A 17,522-nucleotide genomic window follows, 5' to 3' on the forward strand; every position below is an offset into this window, starting at 1 on the left:
TACAATAGTTTTGATTAATGCTCTAAAATACGATTTAACTGTGATAAATAGGAGGTCGCTAATGTATAAATTTACCGCAATCGTTATCGTATTTTACGTTCATTTATTGTTAATTTTTTGGGTATCTTGCTTTGATAAAATTATAAACAATTGTTAAATGAACGTTTTAGAAAAATTTTCCTTGAAAGGAAAAGTAATAATCGTCACTGGAGGAACGGGTGTTTTAGGAAAATCTTTTGTGAAGGCGCTTGCAGAAGCAAAGGCCAAAGTATGTATTATTGGTCGGGATCAGAAACGTGCGGATGAGCGAGTGCGATTAGTGGAGACTTTCGGAAGTGAAGGGCTTGCTATTGTAGGCGACGTGATGAATGAGCAATCAATGATTGCCGCTCGGGAGCAGATATTGGCGAAATGGGGAACAATAGATGGTTTGGTAAACGCAGCAGGAGGTAATATTCAAGGTGCAACAATTACTCCCGAAGATGACCTCTTCGCTACAGATGTACAAGATACGATTAAAGCTATTGAATTAAATCTTTTTGGAACGATAATTCCGACTCATGTTTTTGGGAAAATAATTGCTGAAAATGGCAAAGGCTCTATTATTAATATAGGCTCGCTGTCGTCGAGCCAGGCTATTACCCGTGTATTGGGTTATACCGTGGCCAAAAATGGTGTTGTTGGATATACTAAATGGATGGCGACTGAATTGGCCTTGCGTTACGGTGACAAGGTTAGAGTAAATGCAATTGCTCCGGGCGTATTTTTGACGGAACAAAATAGGGCCTTGCTCACTAATACAGATGGGACATATACATCTCGCGCACAAAAATTTATCAACGGAACACCTTTTTCAAGACTAGGAGATCCTTCTGAGTTAGAGGGTACATTGGTTTATTTATTGAGCGATGCCTCGTCTTTTGTTTCTGGAGAAACGGTATATGTTGACGGGGGATTTAATGCGTGGAGTGGAGTTTAATAGCACAAAATTTTAATAATGAAAAATAGATTTGAACAAACTTGGAGATGGTATGGGCCTAACGATTCGGTCAGTCTACAAGATGTAAAACAAGCCGGCGCTACGGGGATTGTCACCGCATTACATCACATAGCACACGGAGATGTTTGGCCCTTGGAAGATATACAAGAGCGGAAAAAGATTATAGAGGATTCGGGACTTAGGTGGTCCGTGGTTGAAAGCGTTCCGGTACACGAAGCTATCAAAACGAGAAGAAGTGATGCTGGAAAATATATTGAAAATTATAAGCAATCATTACGCAACCTTGCGTCGTCTGGTGTACATATTGTCACATATAACTTTATGCCGGTACTAGATTGGACAAGAACTAAACTCGATCTGGAATTAAAGAATGGTGCGAAAGCGCTTTATTTTAACTGGACTGATTTGGCCGCATTCGATATTTTTGTCTTGAAAAGAGAGCAGGCAGAAAAAGATTATCCTGAGGAAATAGCCGCGGCGGCAAAAAAGCGGTTTGAAGGATTCACTCCAGCAGATATTGAAGAGCTGAATAGGGTTATCCTAATGGGGATTCCAAGCGAAAAAGATATAAGTTTAGAAGATCTTCACACAAGTCTTGAAATATATAAAGAAATTGGATTCGAAGGATTGCTTAGTAACCTGCTTTGGTTTTTGAATGAAATCGCTGAGGTATGCGAGGAAAACGGTATTAAGATGGCTATCCACCCGGATGATCCTCCTTATCCGATATTAGGTTTGCCTAGGATCGCTTCTAATAAAGATGATTATCTCAAGATTATTAATGGACTAGACCGAGATTTTAATGGTGTCTGTTTTTGTACGGGTTCTTTAGGAGCAGGCGTGAATAATAATGTGCCTGAAATAGCAGAAGCGTTAAAACACCGTGTACATTTTGCACATTTCCGTAATGTGAAAAAAGATGAACAGGGTAATTTCTATGAAGCCGACCATTTGGATGGTGATGTGGACATGGCTACCGTGCTAAGTATCTTTATTGCCGAAAACCAAAGAAGACAAGAACCTATTCCATTTAGACCTGATCATGGACATCAAATGTTGGATGATTTGGAAAAGGTAACGAATCCTGGTTATTCAGCAATAGGCCGATTAAAGGGGTTGGCTGAAATTCGTGGGCTGGAATTAGGATTAATTCGCTCAAAAGTGTAACTTTAATATTTACTAAACCTTGTTATAATAAACTTTATGAAGTCTAATTCAATGAGTAAGTACAGGTGGTCAATTTGCGCCTTACTTTTTTTTGCTACTACTATTAATTATTTAGATCGTCAAGTACTATCTTTAACGTGGAAGGATTTTATTGCTCCGGAATTTCACTGGACAAACAATGATTACGGTAATATCACCGCGTTATTTTCGATTTTTTACGCTATTAGTATGCTTTTTGCTGGTCGATTCGTCGATTGGATGGATACGAAGAAGGGATTCTTATGGGCGATAGGTATATGGTCAGTAGGAGCGATCCTACATGCTTTTTGTGGAATTGCAACTTCGGGTATTGTTGCTGGTGAATGGTTTGTTGGGTTTGAAGGAGCTAAGGAAGCTATTAGTCATGTCCAAGATGTCGGACGAGTAATCAATGTGAGTGTGGTTTTATTTATTTTTGCAAGACTAATTCTCGCGATCGGTGAGGCTGGTAACTTTCCGGCTGCCATCAAAGCCACAGCCGAGTATTTTCCAAAAAAAGACAGAGCATACTCTACGAGCATATTCAACGCCGGCGCAACGGTAGGTGCTTTGGTTGCCCCGTTGAGTATTCCTCTTATTGCAAAGTTGTGGGGCTGGGAAATGTCATTTATTATCATTGGTGCCTTGGGCTTTGTATGGATGGGGTTTTGGGTGTTTATGTACGATAAACCAGAAGGTAATCCTAGGGTTAATGAGGCAGAGCTAAATTATATACAGCAAGATAATACATTGGAAGAAAATGCAGATTTGAATGCAAGAAAGAAGATGGAAAGAGTTTCTATTTTATCATGTTTGAAATACAAACAAACATGGGCATTCGCTTTTGGTAAATTTATGACAGATGGCGTATGGTGGTTTTTCTTGTTTTGGATGCCAGCCTACTTGAGTTCTGTATACGACATTAAATCTTCTGATTTTGAAGGGCAGTTGGCTGTTTTTGTCCTTTATGCGATTACGCTTTTGTCTATTATCGGCGGTTGGTTGCCGACTTATTTTGTAGATAAACTAGGAATGAATCCATATGCTGGTCGTATGAAAGCGATGTTAATTTTCGCATTTCTTCCACTCGTGGTGATGTTAGCTCAACCTTTGGGACACCTTAGCTATTGGTTTCCTGTGGTTTTGATCGGTATAGGCGGCGCAGCACATCAAGCATGGTCTGCTAATATCTTCTCTACGGTTGGTGATATGTTTCCTAAGAAAGCTATCGCTACGGTAACAGGAATCGGCGGACTCGCTGGAGGTATTGGAGCCTTTATAATCAACAAATCATCGGGCGTACTTTTCGACTTTGCTGGACGTACTAATATGCAGTTTATGGGATTCCAGGGTGAAGAAGCTGGATATTTTATTATATTCTCGATTTGTGGGGTAGCCTATCTCATCGCTTGGACAGTAATGAAAGCCTTAGTGCCTAAAATGAAATTAGTGGAGATGTAGGTTTAAGAATCTACGTCTGTCGATTTTCGAAGTTGAATAGATGAATCAAGTTTAAATTCTTGAAAATCTATTTGACTTCGATTTTTTTTTGTAGTTATGAGCCTGATAAGCATCTCTATAGATAACGAGGCAATTTCTGCTGTAGGTTGTCTGATCGTCGATAATGCAGGATTAAGACTATTTGCTATTTCAGTATTTGCAAATCCTATCACCGCTAATTCATTAGGGACTTGGATTCCCAAATCCGCCAATATCCCCAATACACGGGTCGTCAAGGTATCAGTAGTGCCGAAAATAGCGTTTGGTGCAGTGGATGGATCTTTCATTAAAGAGGCTATTTTTTCTTTCAGATCATTGTCAAAGTCTTCAAAATTATTTTTGTAGTTACAATAAACGATATAATCGTGATTTACTTCAATGTCATGTCTCGTAAGGGCTTCTTCGTATCCTGCTAGCCTTTGCTTTGTAACACCGATATTTTTACCACAGAGAATGACAATTTTTCTACGTTCTGCTTTTATTAATTCCACCGTAGCATCAAATCCACTCTGAAAATTATTAACACCTATCTTATACGTATCGAGATCGTAATTAATTCGATCAAATATAATAACCGGGCAAGTACTCTCATGAACCTTTTTCAACAACGCTATATTGGATGTATCATGAGCAGGAGAAATGATAATTCCGTCAATCCCTTGATTTAAAAGTGTCTGTATGGCCTTTGTCTCTATTTCTTCAGAATCCTTGCTCTGCATAATAATCAAGTTGAAATTATGTAGGCTAGCATGGTTATGCAGGCTCTCAATGATCTGACTATGAAAGGGGTTGCCAATAGAGGGCAATATTACGCCAATACTATTAGATCTTCCAAGCTTCAGGTATTTTGCTAAAGGGTTTGGTTGGTAATTACGCTCTTTTGCAAATTTCTTTACAATTCTCTTTGTAGCATCGCTTATTTCATGGCTATCGTTTAAAGCTTTGGAAACTGTAGATACCGATAGGTTCAAAACTTTAGCCATTTCCTTAAGTGTTACCTTGCCCATTCTTCAACGTCTAATTTCTTAAAGATACAAAAATACATCTGAGTTAATCCAAATTTATTATCTCAAGTCTACCACTTCAAAATTCGGATATTCCTTGTTATTAAATACAAATTGTGAACTTGGAATACGATGATTGACATACAGTTTGTGGATCGTATACGTGTATTTAGAACCCGATTTGTCATAAATACTGACATCATGGATATGTTTGTTTTTATTTATACGCACTTTAATTTTGAAATAGTTCTTTTTGGTGTCTAAAGGAGCCATTTCAATGACAGATAGTGTATTTGCCCCTACTTTCTCATCAGACATCCCTATGTATTTAAAACCGGTTTTGTAAAAAGTAAAAAGGTTATTCGGACCGATAACATCTGTGCTATTGTCTGCGTCGGTTATTTGAATTTCCTTTTCTTCTTTCAAAATCGTCCATACAGATTGACCGTCTGAAATAAGTTGTTGATCCTTAAGTCGAATCTGATATTGATTTTTAACCTTGTTAAGGAATAAGGTACCTTGATCCGAATAAGACTTGTTTTCAGCATCGGTAACCAAGAATCCGAAGTCGGCTTGTGCGGTTTTATAGCTGTCATACTTTTTGGCTACTTCATCCAATATTTTTTTTGCACCGGTATCCGATTGCGCATTTGTAACAAGAGCAGCAAAACCAAGTAGTAATGTTAAAATGCAATGTGTTTTCATCATCTAATTTTGATTTTTTAATGTTTCTAAATATTGCTCTAAGGAATATTCATCTGGATAAAGTACTTCTCTAGCTTTACTTCCTTCAAATGGACCTACAATTCCGGCAGCCTCTAACTGATCGATGATACGTCCAGCTCTATTGTATCCCAGTTTTAGCTTGCGCTGGATTAAAGATGTAGAGCCTTGTTGATGCATAACGATTAGACGGGCAGCTTCTTCAAAAAGTTGATCTCGATCAGATAAGTCGAAGTCCATTGAGCCACTCCCTTCTCCCGATTCATCGACATATTCTGGAAGCATGAATGCTGAAGGATATCCTCTTTGGCTTCCGATGAAGTCAGATATCCCTTCAACTTCCGGGGTGTCTACAAAAGCACACTGTATACGGATCAAATCGCTTCCAGTGGCTAAAAGCATATCTCCACGGCCGATAAGCTGATCGGCTCCGCCCGAATCCAAGATCGTTCGTGAATCAACCTTAGACAGTACACGAAATGCCAAACGCGCGGGGAAATTGGCTTTGATTGTACCAGTAATGATATTTACCGAAGGACGTTGTGTCGCAATAACTAAGTGAATACCCACTGCGCGAGCCAACTGTGCTAAGCGCGCAATTGGAGTTTCAACCTCTTTTCCTGCTGTCATCATCAAATCTGCAAATTCATCAACAATAAGAACTATAAAAGGTAAGAATCGATGACCCTCCTCAGGGTTTAATCTGCGGTTGATAAATTTTACGTTATATTCTTTTAAATTTCGTACTTGTCCATTTTTAAGCAGATCATAACGCTGATCCATTTCGATACAAAGGGAATTAAGCGTGTTGATTACCTTTTTTGTATCGGTAATAATAGCGTCCTCCTCTCCGGGAAGCTTGGCAAGGAAATGACGTTCCACTTTCTTGAAAAGGGATAGTTCTACCTTTTTCGGATCTACCAATACAAATTTTAGTTCTGAAGGATGCTTTTTATATAATAAAGAAGTCAAAATTGCATTTATACCGACAGATTTACCCTGCCCGGTAGCTCCGGCGACCAACAAGTGAGGCATCTTGGCCAGGTCTGCGATATAGACTTCGTTAGAAATAGTTTTACCTAATGCAATAGGTAAATCCATGTCTGTTTTTTGAAACTTTTCTGTTGCTAAAACCGAACGCATGGAAACCATCTCCGGATTGCTGTTAGGTACTTCGATACCGATTGTTCCTTTGCCCGGCATTGGTGCAATAATACGGATTCCTAAAGCCGCTAGACTCAAGGCTATATCATCTTCCAGATTTTTTATCTTTGAAATACGAACTCCTGGTTTTGGAATTATTTCATATAAAGTCACCGTTGGACCAATAGTAGCTTTAATGTGTTCAATTTCAATGTTGTAGTTTCGTAATGTGTCTACAATTTTATTTTTATTAGCTTCTAGTTCGTGCTGGTTGATGGTTATTTTACCACTTCCATATTCTTTCAACAATTCCAGTGTGGGGTATTGGTAACCTGAAAGATCAAGTTTTGGATCATATTCTCCGAATTGGGCTACAAGATCATTTGCTGTTATCGCTTTTTCTTCCTTTACTTCCGCTACACTCAAAACAGGTTCGTCTGTATGATTTGGTGTTTCGATTTCTAAAGGAGTGTCCAACGACAATTCAATCTCTTGGCGATCTATGTCCGTACTTTTTGTCGTGTTTTGAGGAAAAGGCGGTTTGGTGTCAAAATGCACGCTTTTTACAATTTCGTTTTCATCCAATCCTTCTTCTTCGAAATCATGTTCAAAACTTACATTGGGGGTAATTGCTGTTTTAGAAGGCGAAACGACGGGATTTGTTTTTACTGTATTTTCCCTGAAGGAGGCTGCTTCGCTACTGGACTCGATATCATCTTTATATTCAGAAACCTTTTTGTTTAGTTTTTCTTTTTGAAACGAGAATTTAAGATCAAAATTATAAACCAATATTAGTACCGTTAGGTAGGCAAATATCAATAAGCCCGCTACTCCGAGTTTTCCGATTTGTGCATTTAACAACTGATTAGTCCAATAGCCAAATTTTCCTTCTAGAATATGGGGCGTCTCAGCGATATAGTCCTGAATAAAACCTAACGTTACCGACAAGTAAATAATGCCTAAACCCGAATAAAGCAGTGTCTTCCAAATAGGGAGTAAAGATTTACGGTATATTAATTTGTATCCTACTACAAAAAGAATTAAGATGAACAAAAAAGAAGCGATGCCAAACCATTCATATATAAATTGATTGGATAATAGGGCACCAAGTTTGCCTAACTTATTCTGTACAACGACTACGTCTATCGTGTCATCTGTTATTTCTTCATTAGTACTGAATAGCGTGCTCCAACCACCATTACTGATTGCAATATAACTTTGGTCGTCTTTCCACGTAAATAAATATGAAACAAAAGATACTGCAAATGCAAAAGCTGTCAATAATAGCAACAGCCCAAGTATCTTCAGCACTTTGCGTTGACCTTCCGAAAAATCTATATTATCAAATGATTTAACAAATGAATCTCTTTTCTTGTAAGTGATTTTAGTCGATTCTTTGCCTTCTTTGATTGTTCTAGATTGTCCGCTATTTTTGAATGTATTTCCTTTATATGCCATGAAAATGTGATAATTTCCCCATACAAACTTAAAAAAAATAGCCATAAAAAGTGTGGTGTTCAGATGTATTTCTAGTAACTTGTAGCAATTCCTTGCCTTATTACGTTTTTATTCATATATAAAGGTCATGTGGAATATTGTTCATGTCTTGTGGGTTTTAAAATGGATTATTTGCACTGACATTATTTTATAGATAGAGGACTAATAGATTCATATACACTCGCTTCGCGCTATTTCAGAATGACGTATCGGTCTCGCCTTGGGCGAGTGAATATTTTTATATTATCAGTAAATTAATACGCTATGATGCCGAAAATAAGGGCTGTTTTGTGCAGTGTGCTATTTGTAATGTTGTTTGGCTGTGACAAGTCGGATATAGAAGGGATGTATGACAGTCCGATTAATTTGTCGTCGGTGGGTGTGATTAACGCGGTGCCAGGATCGATTGGCATGGATGTATTTGTGAATAAAATTAAACTGAATAAAACAACCGAAAAACTTGTTTTTGGTGAGCATATTCCCTATAGAAATACATATACTGGAGAAGTTGAATTTTCTCTGACGAGTTATTCTGGAACCAAGCAAGAGATGTACAGCGGAAGGTTAACGTTTGTTCCGAGTAAGATCTATAGTGTATTTGTTTATAAAGAAGGTGATCTAAAATTGTTGCAATCTGAAGATAACGTATTGTTACCTGCTAAAGGCCAAGCAAAACTCCGTATAGTTCATCTGGGGGGTAATGTGGCATCTTTGAAGGTTTTTTCGGGCGATAAAGAAATTGATTTTCAGAATGTTAAATATAAGGATGTCTCTACGTTTATCAGTCTAGCTATTAATAAAAGATATAATTTGCAAATTACAGACGAGGATGCCGACGTCAAGGTAGAGCTAAATTTTGAACCTCAAAATCAAGGCATCTACACACTATTAATCAAAGGTGATAAAAAAAGCAGTGTTGAAGGATTAGGTATAGATGCTAAGGTTATAAAACATTGAAGGTGCAAGCGCACCTTCAATGTTTTATTCAGCTACGATTAGGAAGTAATTCTTCTTTCCTTTTTGAACGATTAAGTATTTGCTACTGATTAAGTTTGAGGAAGTAATGATCTGCTCAATGTTCTCTAACTTTTCTTTATTCAATGAAACTCCTCCACCTTGTATCATTTTACGTGTCTCACCCTTAGAGGGGAAGACATGAGTATCCGTGGCTAATAAATCCAGAATATTAATTCCTTTTTCCAAATCGGCTTTGCTTACCGTGTACTGAGGGACACCTTCAAATACCTCTAAAACGCCTTGGTGATCTAAATGGGCTAAAAATGCTAAAGAACCATTCCCGAACAAAAATTCAGTAGTCTTTAATGCTGTTTCGTAATCCTTTTCAGAATGAGTACGGATAGTTATATCTTTCGCTAACGCCTTTTGAACCGTTCTTGTATGAGGCGCTGCATCATGCTCTGCTATGATCTGATCGATCTCTTCTTTCGGCTTTAATGTGAAAATTTTAATCCAGTTTTTGGCGTCATCGTCTGACGTATTTAACCAGAATTGGTAGTATTTAAACGGAGAAGTTTTCTGAGGATCTAACCATACTGCGCCAGATTCTGTCTTGCCAAATTTTTGTCCGTCTGCCTTTTTTATCAGTTGTGTCGTAATGGCGTAGGCTGTTCCTTGATCTTGACGTCTGATCATTTCACTACCGGTCACAATATTTCCCCACTGGTCGGATCCCCCCATCTGAACTTTACAATTGTGGTGTTTCCACAAATAGTAAAAGTCATATCCTTGGATCAATTGATAGGTGAATTCTGTAAAAGATAAACCGTTGTCGCCTTCGAGTCGTTTTTTTACAGAGTCTTTTGCCATCATGTAGTTGACAGTGATTAATTTGCCGACATCACGAATGAACGCTAAAAAGCTGAAGTCCTTAAACCAATCATAATTGTTTACCATTTTAGCGTTATTGGCACCTTCTCCAAATTCTAGAAATTTAGACAACTGGTTTTTTAAACAATTTACGTTGTATTGTAATGTGTCTTCGTCCAGAAGGTTTCTTTCCGCAGATTTGAAAGATGGGTCGCCGATCATTCCGGTTGCTCCGCCTACTAGTGCTACAGGTTTGTGTCCCGAATTTTGAAAGTGAATCAATGTCATGATCTGTGTCAAATGTCCTACATGTAACGAATCACCTGTTGGATCAAAGCCTATATACCCTGCGACTTTTTCTTTATTTAATAACTCTTCTGTACCGGGCATGATGTCTTGAAGCATGCCTCTCCAACGTAATTCTTCTACAAAACTCATGTGAAATGATTTAGAATTTTTTATTAAGATTGCAAATATACAAGATTAAGCCGTATCTTACGATACGTAACACTATATAACTTTTCGCAGTGAATTTTTTATCCCATTTTTATTTTGAACGGTTTGCATTGGATGCTGAAAAGGTCTTAGGTGCATTGCTGCCAGACCTATTGAAAAATGCAGATAAAAGTTATTCTTTTCAAATTCATAAGTACGAAGATCGGCTCCACTTTCATCCGAAAAGTATCGCTTTGCACGAGGGGTGGATCCGACACGTGGAAGTGGATAAATTGTTTCATAGTTCGGATTTTTTCTATACACATAGCCATACCTTACGTAAGCAAATTGAGTATACCGTACAGGATTTGCCGATCCGTGCTTCCTTTCTTGCTCATGTTAGTTTAGAGCTTTTACTAGATCACTTACTTATTAAGCATAGTATAGTAAACGTGAATAGACTATATGAGCATTTGGCCTCAATTGACCGCCCAGTTTTGGCATCTTTTCTGAAGGTGTTGGGGAGTGTGGATATTGGTCGTTTTTTATCTTACTATGATGGTTTTATAACATCGAAGTACATCATGCAATATGAGGATATTTCTAATATCTCACATGCACTTTTCAGTATTTGCCGACGAATCTGGGATTTTAAAGAAAGTGAACAGCATGTGGTTGAATTAACCAATCATTTGATCAATTATGAGGTCAACTATTTGAAAAATTATAAAGACATCTTTTTAGCAATTCAAGATAAAATAGAATAAATGAAGTTATTTTATCATTTTTGTTGTCAACAAATTTTTTAATCTAAATTATGGCAAATAGACTTTTCAGGAAGAAAAGCGTAGAGCAGATCTTGTCCGATTCGGAATCTCATGGATCGGGGTTAGCAAAAATTTTAGGCGTAAGAGACTTGGTGTCTTTAGGGATTGCAGCTATTGTTGGCGCAGGCATATTCAGCACGATTGGTTTAGCCTCATACAACGGAGGGCCAGCAGTTTCTTTGCTCTTTGTTTTTGTTGCATTTGCTTGTGTTTTTACAGCATTGTCTTATGCCCAATTTGCGAGTACTGTACCGGTCTCTGGAAGCGCCTATACATATGCTTATGTAGCATTTGGAGAGTTGTTTGCATGGATTATCGGCTGGGCCTTGGTACTTGAGTATGCTGTTTCAAATATGGTCGTTGCCATTTCTTGGTCGCAGTATTTTGTTTCGATGTGTGAAGGTTTTGGTATTCACATCCCCCGTTGGCTTACGATGGCGCCGGCGTATGCCGCTGAAGCGCATGCCAAAATGCTAGAAGTAGGTGCAGCAAATCTAAACGGTATCGATAAAATCGGGCTACAAGCGTTTGAAACAGCTCCCCGCATAGCGGGACTTCCTATAATTTTCGATCTACCTGCTGGGTTGATTACGGTTTTCGTGACCTGGCTGGTTTATATTGGAATTAAAGAATCCAGACGTGCCAGCAATATTATGGTCGTTATTAAGATAGGCGTCATTCTCGCTGTTATTTTCGGCGGATTATTTTTTGTAAAGCCGGAAAACTGGACGCCTTTTGCGCCAAATGGCATGGGAGGTGTATTAAGTGGTGTAGCGGCCGTATTCTTTGCCTTCATCGGCTTTGATTCCATTTCTACGACAGCGGAAGAATGTAAAAATCCACAGCGCGACCTTCCTAAAGCCATGATCTACTGCCTCGTAATATGTGCTGTGTTATATGTTTCTATTACGCTGGTATTGACGGGGATGGTAAATTTTTCCGAATTAAACGTGAAAGATCCATTGGCCTATGTTTTTCATTACGTGGGATTCGATCAAATGGCGGGTATTATTTCCGTAACATCTGTTATTGCCATTACGTCAGCATTATTGGTTTTTCAATTAGCGCAGCCACGCATTTGGATGACGATGAGCAGGGATGGATTATTAAGCAAAAAATTCTCTAAAATACACCCGAAATATAAAACACCTTCCTATGCGACGATTGTCACAGGCTTTGTCGTTGCTGTTCCCGCTTTGTTTATGAAGATGGATTTCTTCGTAGACCTGACCAGTGTAGGTACTTTCTTTGCTTTTATACTGGTATGTGGAGGGGTATTGTATATGGATCATTCTGGGCTTTCCAAAAAATCTAAATTCAAGGTTCCGTATGTTAATGGTAAATATATCGTAGGGATAGGATTTATAATTGGCCTTGTGTTGCTTTATGTATACGGTCAGGAGGGATTTTCAGAATGGAGAACGTTGGGGACGAAGCAAGTAATACTTCATAAGTCGCTCGTGGTGATATTCTGGGGGACTTGGTTTGTAATGAGCATATTTAGTTTTAAGTACAATTTCTCTCTCTTGCCTGTCACAGGGATATTAATTAATCTGTATTTAATGAGCGAGCTCGGCGCAAGCAATTGGTTGATCTTTGTCATATGGCTTATAATTGGATTGGTTATTTACTTTATGTATGGATACCGACATTCGAAACTCAATAGCGTAAAAGAAATAGTCTAAAAGGCACGACTGTCGTGCCTTTTAGACAACACCTACTTAAGCCTCCTCAATCGGATGTTATCTGTGTTAGGAATATTAAGAGGTACACGTTCGAGCGTCACGAAGCTGCTGTCCAATCCAAAACCTTTTTCTTCACTCAAACTAAAATGTTTGAGCAATTTATATATCTCCATGATAATTCTATTCCCCCAGTTTAGATCTGTCGTTTTACTGAATATCTTTTCAAGTACAACAAAATTAAAGTCGCCTGTAATTTTGTATTTGTTTAACGTTTTATAATGACTCGTGATATCAATTTCGCCCTTGTTGACCATATCTTCTACCACTTTGCGGAAGAGAAGGCTGATACGTTGCTCTTCTCTAAAACCTAATTTGAAATCAATCCTGACCAATTTCCCTGGTATTAGTTGCGTAACTACATAATCTCTTGCATGGGGTGTATCCATCACGTCCACATGCACGAGCCAGTACACATCAGCACGTTTTGGTTTTTTATTAATGATTGAATACATAACTTTTGCTTCTATCTCTTCTTTATTGTTCGCACTTGTTAAATACACCAATTGAGATGCGAATGTTGGAACGGAAAGATCATCACTCAGTTCTGTTATTAATGGATAAAATTCTTTGATGTCTACAAATCGAACATATCGATTTTTGATTTTGCGAGCGCCGTACCAGCAGAACATCGTAACGAAGATAGTGGAGGCTAGTAAGAGCGTAAGCCATCCACCGTGTCCTATTTTGATCACGTTGCCCAATAAAAACGTAATTTCAATGGTAAAAAAAACAACTGCAAATAAAATGATCCAAATTTTATTGATATGTTTTCGAAGTAGAAAGAAACACATCAGTATCGTGGTAGTGATAAACGTTAAGTTGATAGCGAGGCCGTATGCCGCTTCCATGTTGCTCGATTCGCGGAAAACAAAGATAATGAGCATACATCCTACGAATAAAATCAAGTTAATAGATGGAACGTATAGTTGACCTTTTTGATCTGAAGGATAGCGGATGGCTACTTTAGGCCAAATATTAAGCCTAACTGCTTCTGATATGAGGGTAAACGATCCGGAAATCATTGCCTGACTGGCAATTACAGCGGCTATTGTGGCAATGGTAACACCATAGATTACAAACCAATCCGGCATAATTGCATAAAACGGATTTGTTTCGCCAATTTGTGTGCCTTCATGCAAAAGTAACCAAGCTCCTTGACCAAAATAATTTAGGAGAAGGGATAGCTTCACGAAAATCCAGCTGATACGGATGTTTTTTTTTCCACAATGACCCATGTCTGAATACAAGGCTTCGGCACCCGTGGTACATAAGAAAATTGCTCCAATTATAAAAAGTGCATTGGGATAATTTATAAGGGTTTCAATAGCATAATAAGGATTGATCGCTTTGAGCACTTGTGGCGCATTGTCAATATATCTAAAGCCAATGACTGCAATGGTGGAGAACCAAATAAACATTAAAGGACCAAATATTTTACCTACGATGGATGTGCCAAATCGTTGAATTAGGAACAACAGAGAAATAATGGCTATCACAGTAGGAACCGTTGGGAAATCCGGGTTTTTAATAGCCAAACCCTCTACCGCGGAAGAAATAGTAATCGCTGGTGTAATCATGCCGTCTGCGAGGAGAGTGGAAGCTCCAATAATAGCTGGAATGATTAGCCATTTGGCTTTTCTTCTCACCAAGGAATAGAGTGAAAGAATACCGCCTTCACCTTTATTATCTGCATTAAGGGTGATAATAACATATTTTACGGTTGTCTGGAGTGTCAGTGTCCAAAAAACGCAAGAGATACTACCAATAACCAGATCGGAATCTATTATCCCTTTGTTAAATATCGCCTTAAATACATAAAGGGGGGAAGTACCTATATCACCAAAAATAATACCTAATGCTACTAGCAAGCCCCCTAGACTGAGTCGATTTAAGGAATGCTGACGGTCTGTTGCCATTTTGAATTGTATAAAAGATCGTTTAAAAAATTGTGCCAAGTTAACACGAAATATTGGCGTAACGTCTATTCTTGTTAAAAATTGTTAAAATAAGGTGTTTTTTTAAAAAATATTGAAATTACGTAGGTAATAAACTACTTTTGTATTAGGTTATTTGGAATGAAAGTCATAGTTTTGATTAAACCAAATGTCCACGCAATTGTCAAACTATAAATGAAATTTAGTATCCACAAAATAGTAAAATTAGGAGTCTTCAATATCTTGTTATTGATTTCTGTTACTACTGCGTTTGCAAGTGGAACTAATAATTATTCCCATACCTCGGCAACTCAATACATTTCCTCATTATTTGTTAATGAAGAAGAGAATGAGAAGAATATTAATAATGTCAAGGCGTTTTATAATCCGGTTTCTCAACAAATCAATGTTTCTTTCAGGTTAGCGAAACAGGGTACAGTAAGTATTAAATTAATGGATGCATTGGGGAACGAAGTTCTGAATTTGTCAAACTCTACTTTAGAAAGTGGAAATCAATCTTTCGCTTTTGATGCTAATGACAAAATAACACCAGGTTTTTATTTTCTTCGAGTCGTCGTGGGGGGAGAGGCTGTCGTAAAAAGGATGTCTATACGGTAATTTTATCAACTAAAATATTTAATTTATTTAAGCGAGCGCATTCTAAGTTAGGACGCGCTCGCTTTTATTCCACATCGATCCATAAGCCATCGTTTTTTATGATGCCTATGAGTTCGTCTAATGCATTTGCCGAACTTACGTTTCTTTTTACGACCTCTTTCCCCCTATATAATGTTATTTTGTCTGGCCCAGCACCTACGTATCCATAATCGGCATCTGCCATTTCTCCAGGACCATTTACAATACATCCCATGATTCCAATTTTTAAACCCTTCAAATGATTTGTACGGCTCCGTATCATTTGTGTAGTTTCTTGAAGGTCAAATAACGTACGTCCACAGCTCGGACAGGATATATATTCTGTTTTAGATATGCGCGAACGCGTTGCCTGTAATATTCCAAAAGATAGGGAACTTAAGCTGTTCAATGGTGTAGCAGGAGAATCAATCCATATACCTGAGCCCAAACCATCAATCAAAAGTGCACCAAGATCCGTAGCAGCATACACTTGAATTTTCGAAATAGGTTCTTCAGGATCCATCATATCACCAAAAGGACCGTTGAATTCATGGGGAGAATATGATCTCTTAATAATAACGGGAACATCTAATCCTATTTCCTGTATGTTTGCAAAAAATTGACGCTGATCGGCCATTCCATGAAGATGATCGGTTTCTAACAAGAAAACAACAGTTTTGTCTATTTGAAAGTTGGCAAATTCGATAGATGTCAAGAGTACATTCGACATATAGACGATATTCAATGCCGGATCTTTTTCAGTTGCCCTATTAAATTCTTCTAATCGATATATCGGATGAATGTTGCTTCTTAATTTTAAACTGCTCCAAGTTTTATAATTGTATAATTGCTTGAGATTACCAGGCATTGTAAAAGACGGGAGCTGATCGGCTAAATAAACAAAATCCACGGATTGTTCTCCCATGTGATACTTGTCTAATAATGCGTCATATTTATAGCCCACTGCCTGGAGGGCGAAAGGATCTCTTAAGTTCTCTTTTGAAATGTCCACTATAATACGTGGAACTAATGCCCCACCGACAAAGGTGTTTACTTCGGAAGACGTATATGCCTTGGTTTCATAGGACGAAGAAATATTAAAAATAGGAGTGTGTTCGTTTTTGCTCAATGCCACTGCCCGTTTGGCATATCTGTTTACTAGAGCTATGGCTACAGGAGCCTCTTTTTCAGGTTCTTCTGTTAGCGAAACACGCACGGTATCCCCTAGTCCATCCTCCAGTAGCGTTCCGATCCCTACAGCAGATTTTATACGGCCATCTTCTCCATCGCCGGCTTCTGTTACGCCGAGGTGGAGCGGATAGTTCATGTTCTCTACGCCCATTTTTTCCACAAGGAGCCGATATGCCTGTACCATTACCTGCGGATTAGACGACTTCATGGATACCACGAGGTTATAGTAGTTTAAATCTTCACAAATGCGTATAAATTCTAACGCGGATTCCACCATTCCTTCGGGGGTATCTCCATATCGGCTCATGATACGGTCGGAAAGAGATCCATGATTTGTACCTATACGCATCGCTGTGCCATATTCTTTGCAAATGTTTACTAACGGTGCAAATTTTTTGTAGATACGATCCAATTCTGCTTGATAAGCAATATCGGTATAGTCTATTTCATCAAATTTCTTTTTGTCGGCATAGTTACCCGGATTTATCCGTACTTTTTCTACGATTCTTGCCGCTACTTCTGCTGCATTAGGGGTAAAATGTATATCGGCAACCAGCGGTACGTTATAGCCTCTGATACGAAGTTCGTTCTTTATATTGGCGAGGTTTTCAGCTTCTTTAATACTCGGCGCAGTAATGCGTATGTATTCACATCCGGCATCTACCATCTTGATCGCCTGTTCTACGGAGCCAAGGGTATTCATGGTATCTACAGTGGTCATACTCTGTATACGGATAGGGTTTCCTCCACCCATAGGAATATCGCCTATAGAAACCTCTCTTGTTTTATATCTAGAATAGGTATTTTTAGAATTGCAATATCTTCCGGGTAATATCAATGTGTTTGTTGTCTCCATATCGGAAACAAAGTTAGCT

At 38.3% G+C, this 17,522-nt stretch carries 13 protein-coding genes; 7 read left to right on the forward strand and 6 right to left on the reverse strand.

Translation table 11 applies throughout. From position 1 onward, the window contains the following. Positions 1 to 157 precede the first annotated feature (157 nt). The 3 genes from C4F40_RS03055 to C4F40_RS03065 are packed head-to-tail and all read left to right on the forward strand — an operon-like array spanning position 158 to position 3,646. Positions 158 to 979: an SDR family oxidoreductase gene (locus tag C4F40_RS03055; protein WP_196937907.1), complete on the forward strand. Its 822-nt coding sequence runs from the start codon at positions 158 to 160 to the stop codon at positions 977 to 979. Positions 980 to 997: 18 nt separating this feature from the next. Continuing rightward, positions 998 to 2,167 carry a mannonate dehydratase gene (gene uxuA, locus C4F40_RS03060; RefSeq protein ID WP_196937908.1) on the forward strand — a complete coding sequence of 390 codons (1,170 nt, stop codon included), beginning with the start codon at positions 998 to 1,000 and terminating at the stop codon, positions 2,165 to 2,167. Between the two features lie 36 nt (positions 2,168 to 2,203). Beyond that, a complete protein-coding gene (locus tag C4F40_RS03065) occupies positions 2,204 to 3,646 on the forward strand; it encodes an MFS transporter (protein ID WP_196937909.1) in 1,443 nt (480 codons plus the stop codon). A gap of 2 nt (positions 3,647 to 3,648) precedes the next feature. On the opposite strand, the gene C4F40_RS03070 is transcribed toward C4F40_RS03065, so the two are convergent. From C4F40_RS03070 to C4F40_RS03080, 3 genes are read right to left on the reverse strand one after another with little or no spacing between them, the layout of a single operon-like run. Continuing rightward, a complete protein-coding gene (locus C4F40_RS03070) occupies positions 3,649 to 4,692 on the reverse strand; it encodes a LacI family DNA-binding transcriptional regulator (RefSeq protein ID WP_196937910.1) in 1,044 nt (347 codons plus the stop codon). Between the two features lie 57 nt (positions 4,693 to 4,749). Then, entirely contained in the window at positions 4,750 to 5,397 is a 648-nt protein-coding gene (locus C4F40_RS03075) for an outer membrane lipoprotein periplasmic chaperone LolA1 (protein ID WP_231389900.1), read from the reverse strand. Continuing rightward, positions 5,398 to 8,013: an FtsK/SpoIIIE family DNA translocase gene (locus C4F40_RS03080; RefSeq protein WP_196937911.1), complete on the reverse strand. Its 2,616-nt coding sequence runs from the start codon at positions 8,011 to 8,013 to the stop codon at positions 5,398 to 5,400. Between the two features lie 303 nt (positions 8,014 to 8,316). Between C4F40_RS03080 and C4F40_RS03085 the strand changes: the two genes are divergently transcribed. Beyond that, entirely contained in the window at positions 8,317 to 9,009 is a 693-nt protein-coding gene (locus tag C4F40_RS03085) for a DUF4397 domain-containing protein (RefSeq protein WP_196937912.1), read from the forward strand. Positions 9,010 to 9,033: 24 nt separating this feature from the next. Here the strand turns inward: C4F40_RS03085 and tyrS are convergent, their stop codons facing one another. Continuing rightward, the gene (gene tyrS, locus C4F40_RS03090; protein ID WP_196937913.1) at positions 9,034 to 10,317 is read right to left on the reverse strand and encodes a tyrosine--tRNA ligase; all 1,284 of its coding nucleotides are present in this window, start codon (positions 10,315 to 10,317) and stop codon (positions 9,034 to 9,036) included. An 89-nt stretch (positions 10,318 to 10,406) separates the two neighbouring features. On the opposite strand from tyrS, the gene C4F40_RS03095 reads away from it, so the two are divergent. Both C4F40_RS03095 and C4F40_RS03100 read left to right on the forward strand, forming a co-directional pair. Next, positions 10,407 to 11,081, forward strand: a complete 675-nt coding sequence (locus C4F40_RS03095; RefSeq protein ID WP_196937914.1) for a competence protein CoiA family protein — start codon at positions 10,407 to 10,409, stop codon at positions 11,079 to 11,081. A 50-nt stretch (positions 11,082 to 11,131) separates the two neighbouring features. Continuing rightward, positions 11,132 to 12,826 carry an amino acid permease gene (locus C4F40_RS03100; protein WP_196937915.1) on the forward strand — a complete coding sequence of 565 codons (1,695 nt, stop codon included), beginning with the start codon at positions 11,132 to 11,134 and terminating at the stop codon, positions 12,824 to 12,826. A 32-nt stretch (positions 12,827 to 12,858) separates the two neighbouring features. Here C4F40_RS03100 and C4F40_RS03105 read toward each other — a convergent pair whose 3' ends face one another. Then, the gene (locus C4F40_RS03105) at positions 12,859 to 14,802 is read right to left on the reverse strand and encodes a KUP/HAK/KT family potassium transporter (RefSeq protein ID WP_196937916.1); all 1,944 of its coding nucleotides are present in this window, start codon (positions 14,800 to 14,802) and stop codon (positions 12,859 to 12,861) included. A 213-nt stretch (positions 14,803 to 15,015) separates the two neighbouring features. Here C4F40_RS03105 and C4F40_RS03110 point away from each other — a divergent pair, with 213 nt between their 5' ends. Then, complete coding sequence (locus C4F40_RS03110; protein ID WP_196937917.1) at positions 15,016 to 15,438, forward strand: T9SS type A sorting domain-containing protein; 423 nt, start codon at positions 15,016 to 15,018, stop codon at positions 15,436 to 15,438. Positions 15,439 to 15,502: 64 nt separating this feature from the next. Here the strand turns inward: C4F40_RS03110 and ispG are convergent, their stop codons facing one another. Beyond that, positions 15,503 to 17,503 carry a (E)-4-hydroxy-3-methylbut-2-enyl-diphosphate synthase gene (ispG, locus tag C4F40_RS03115; RefSeq protein ID WP_196937918.1) on the reverse strand — a complete coding sequence of 667 codons (2,001 nt, stop codon included), beginning with the start codon at positions 17,501 to 17,503 and terminating at the stop codon, positions 15,503 to 15,505. Positions 17,504 to 17,522: the final 19 nt, after the last annotated feature.

Source organism: Sphingobacterium pedocola (assembly GCF_015209965.1).
Lineage (GTDB): Bacteria > Bacteroidota > Bacteroidia > Sphingobacteriales > Sphingobacteriaceae > Sphingobacterium > Sphingobacterium pedocola.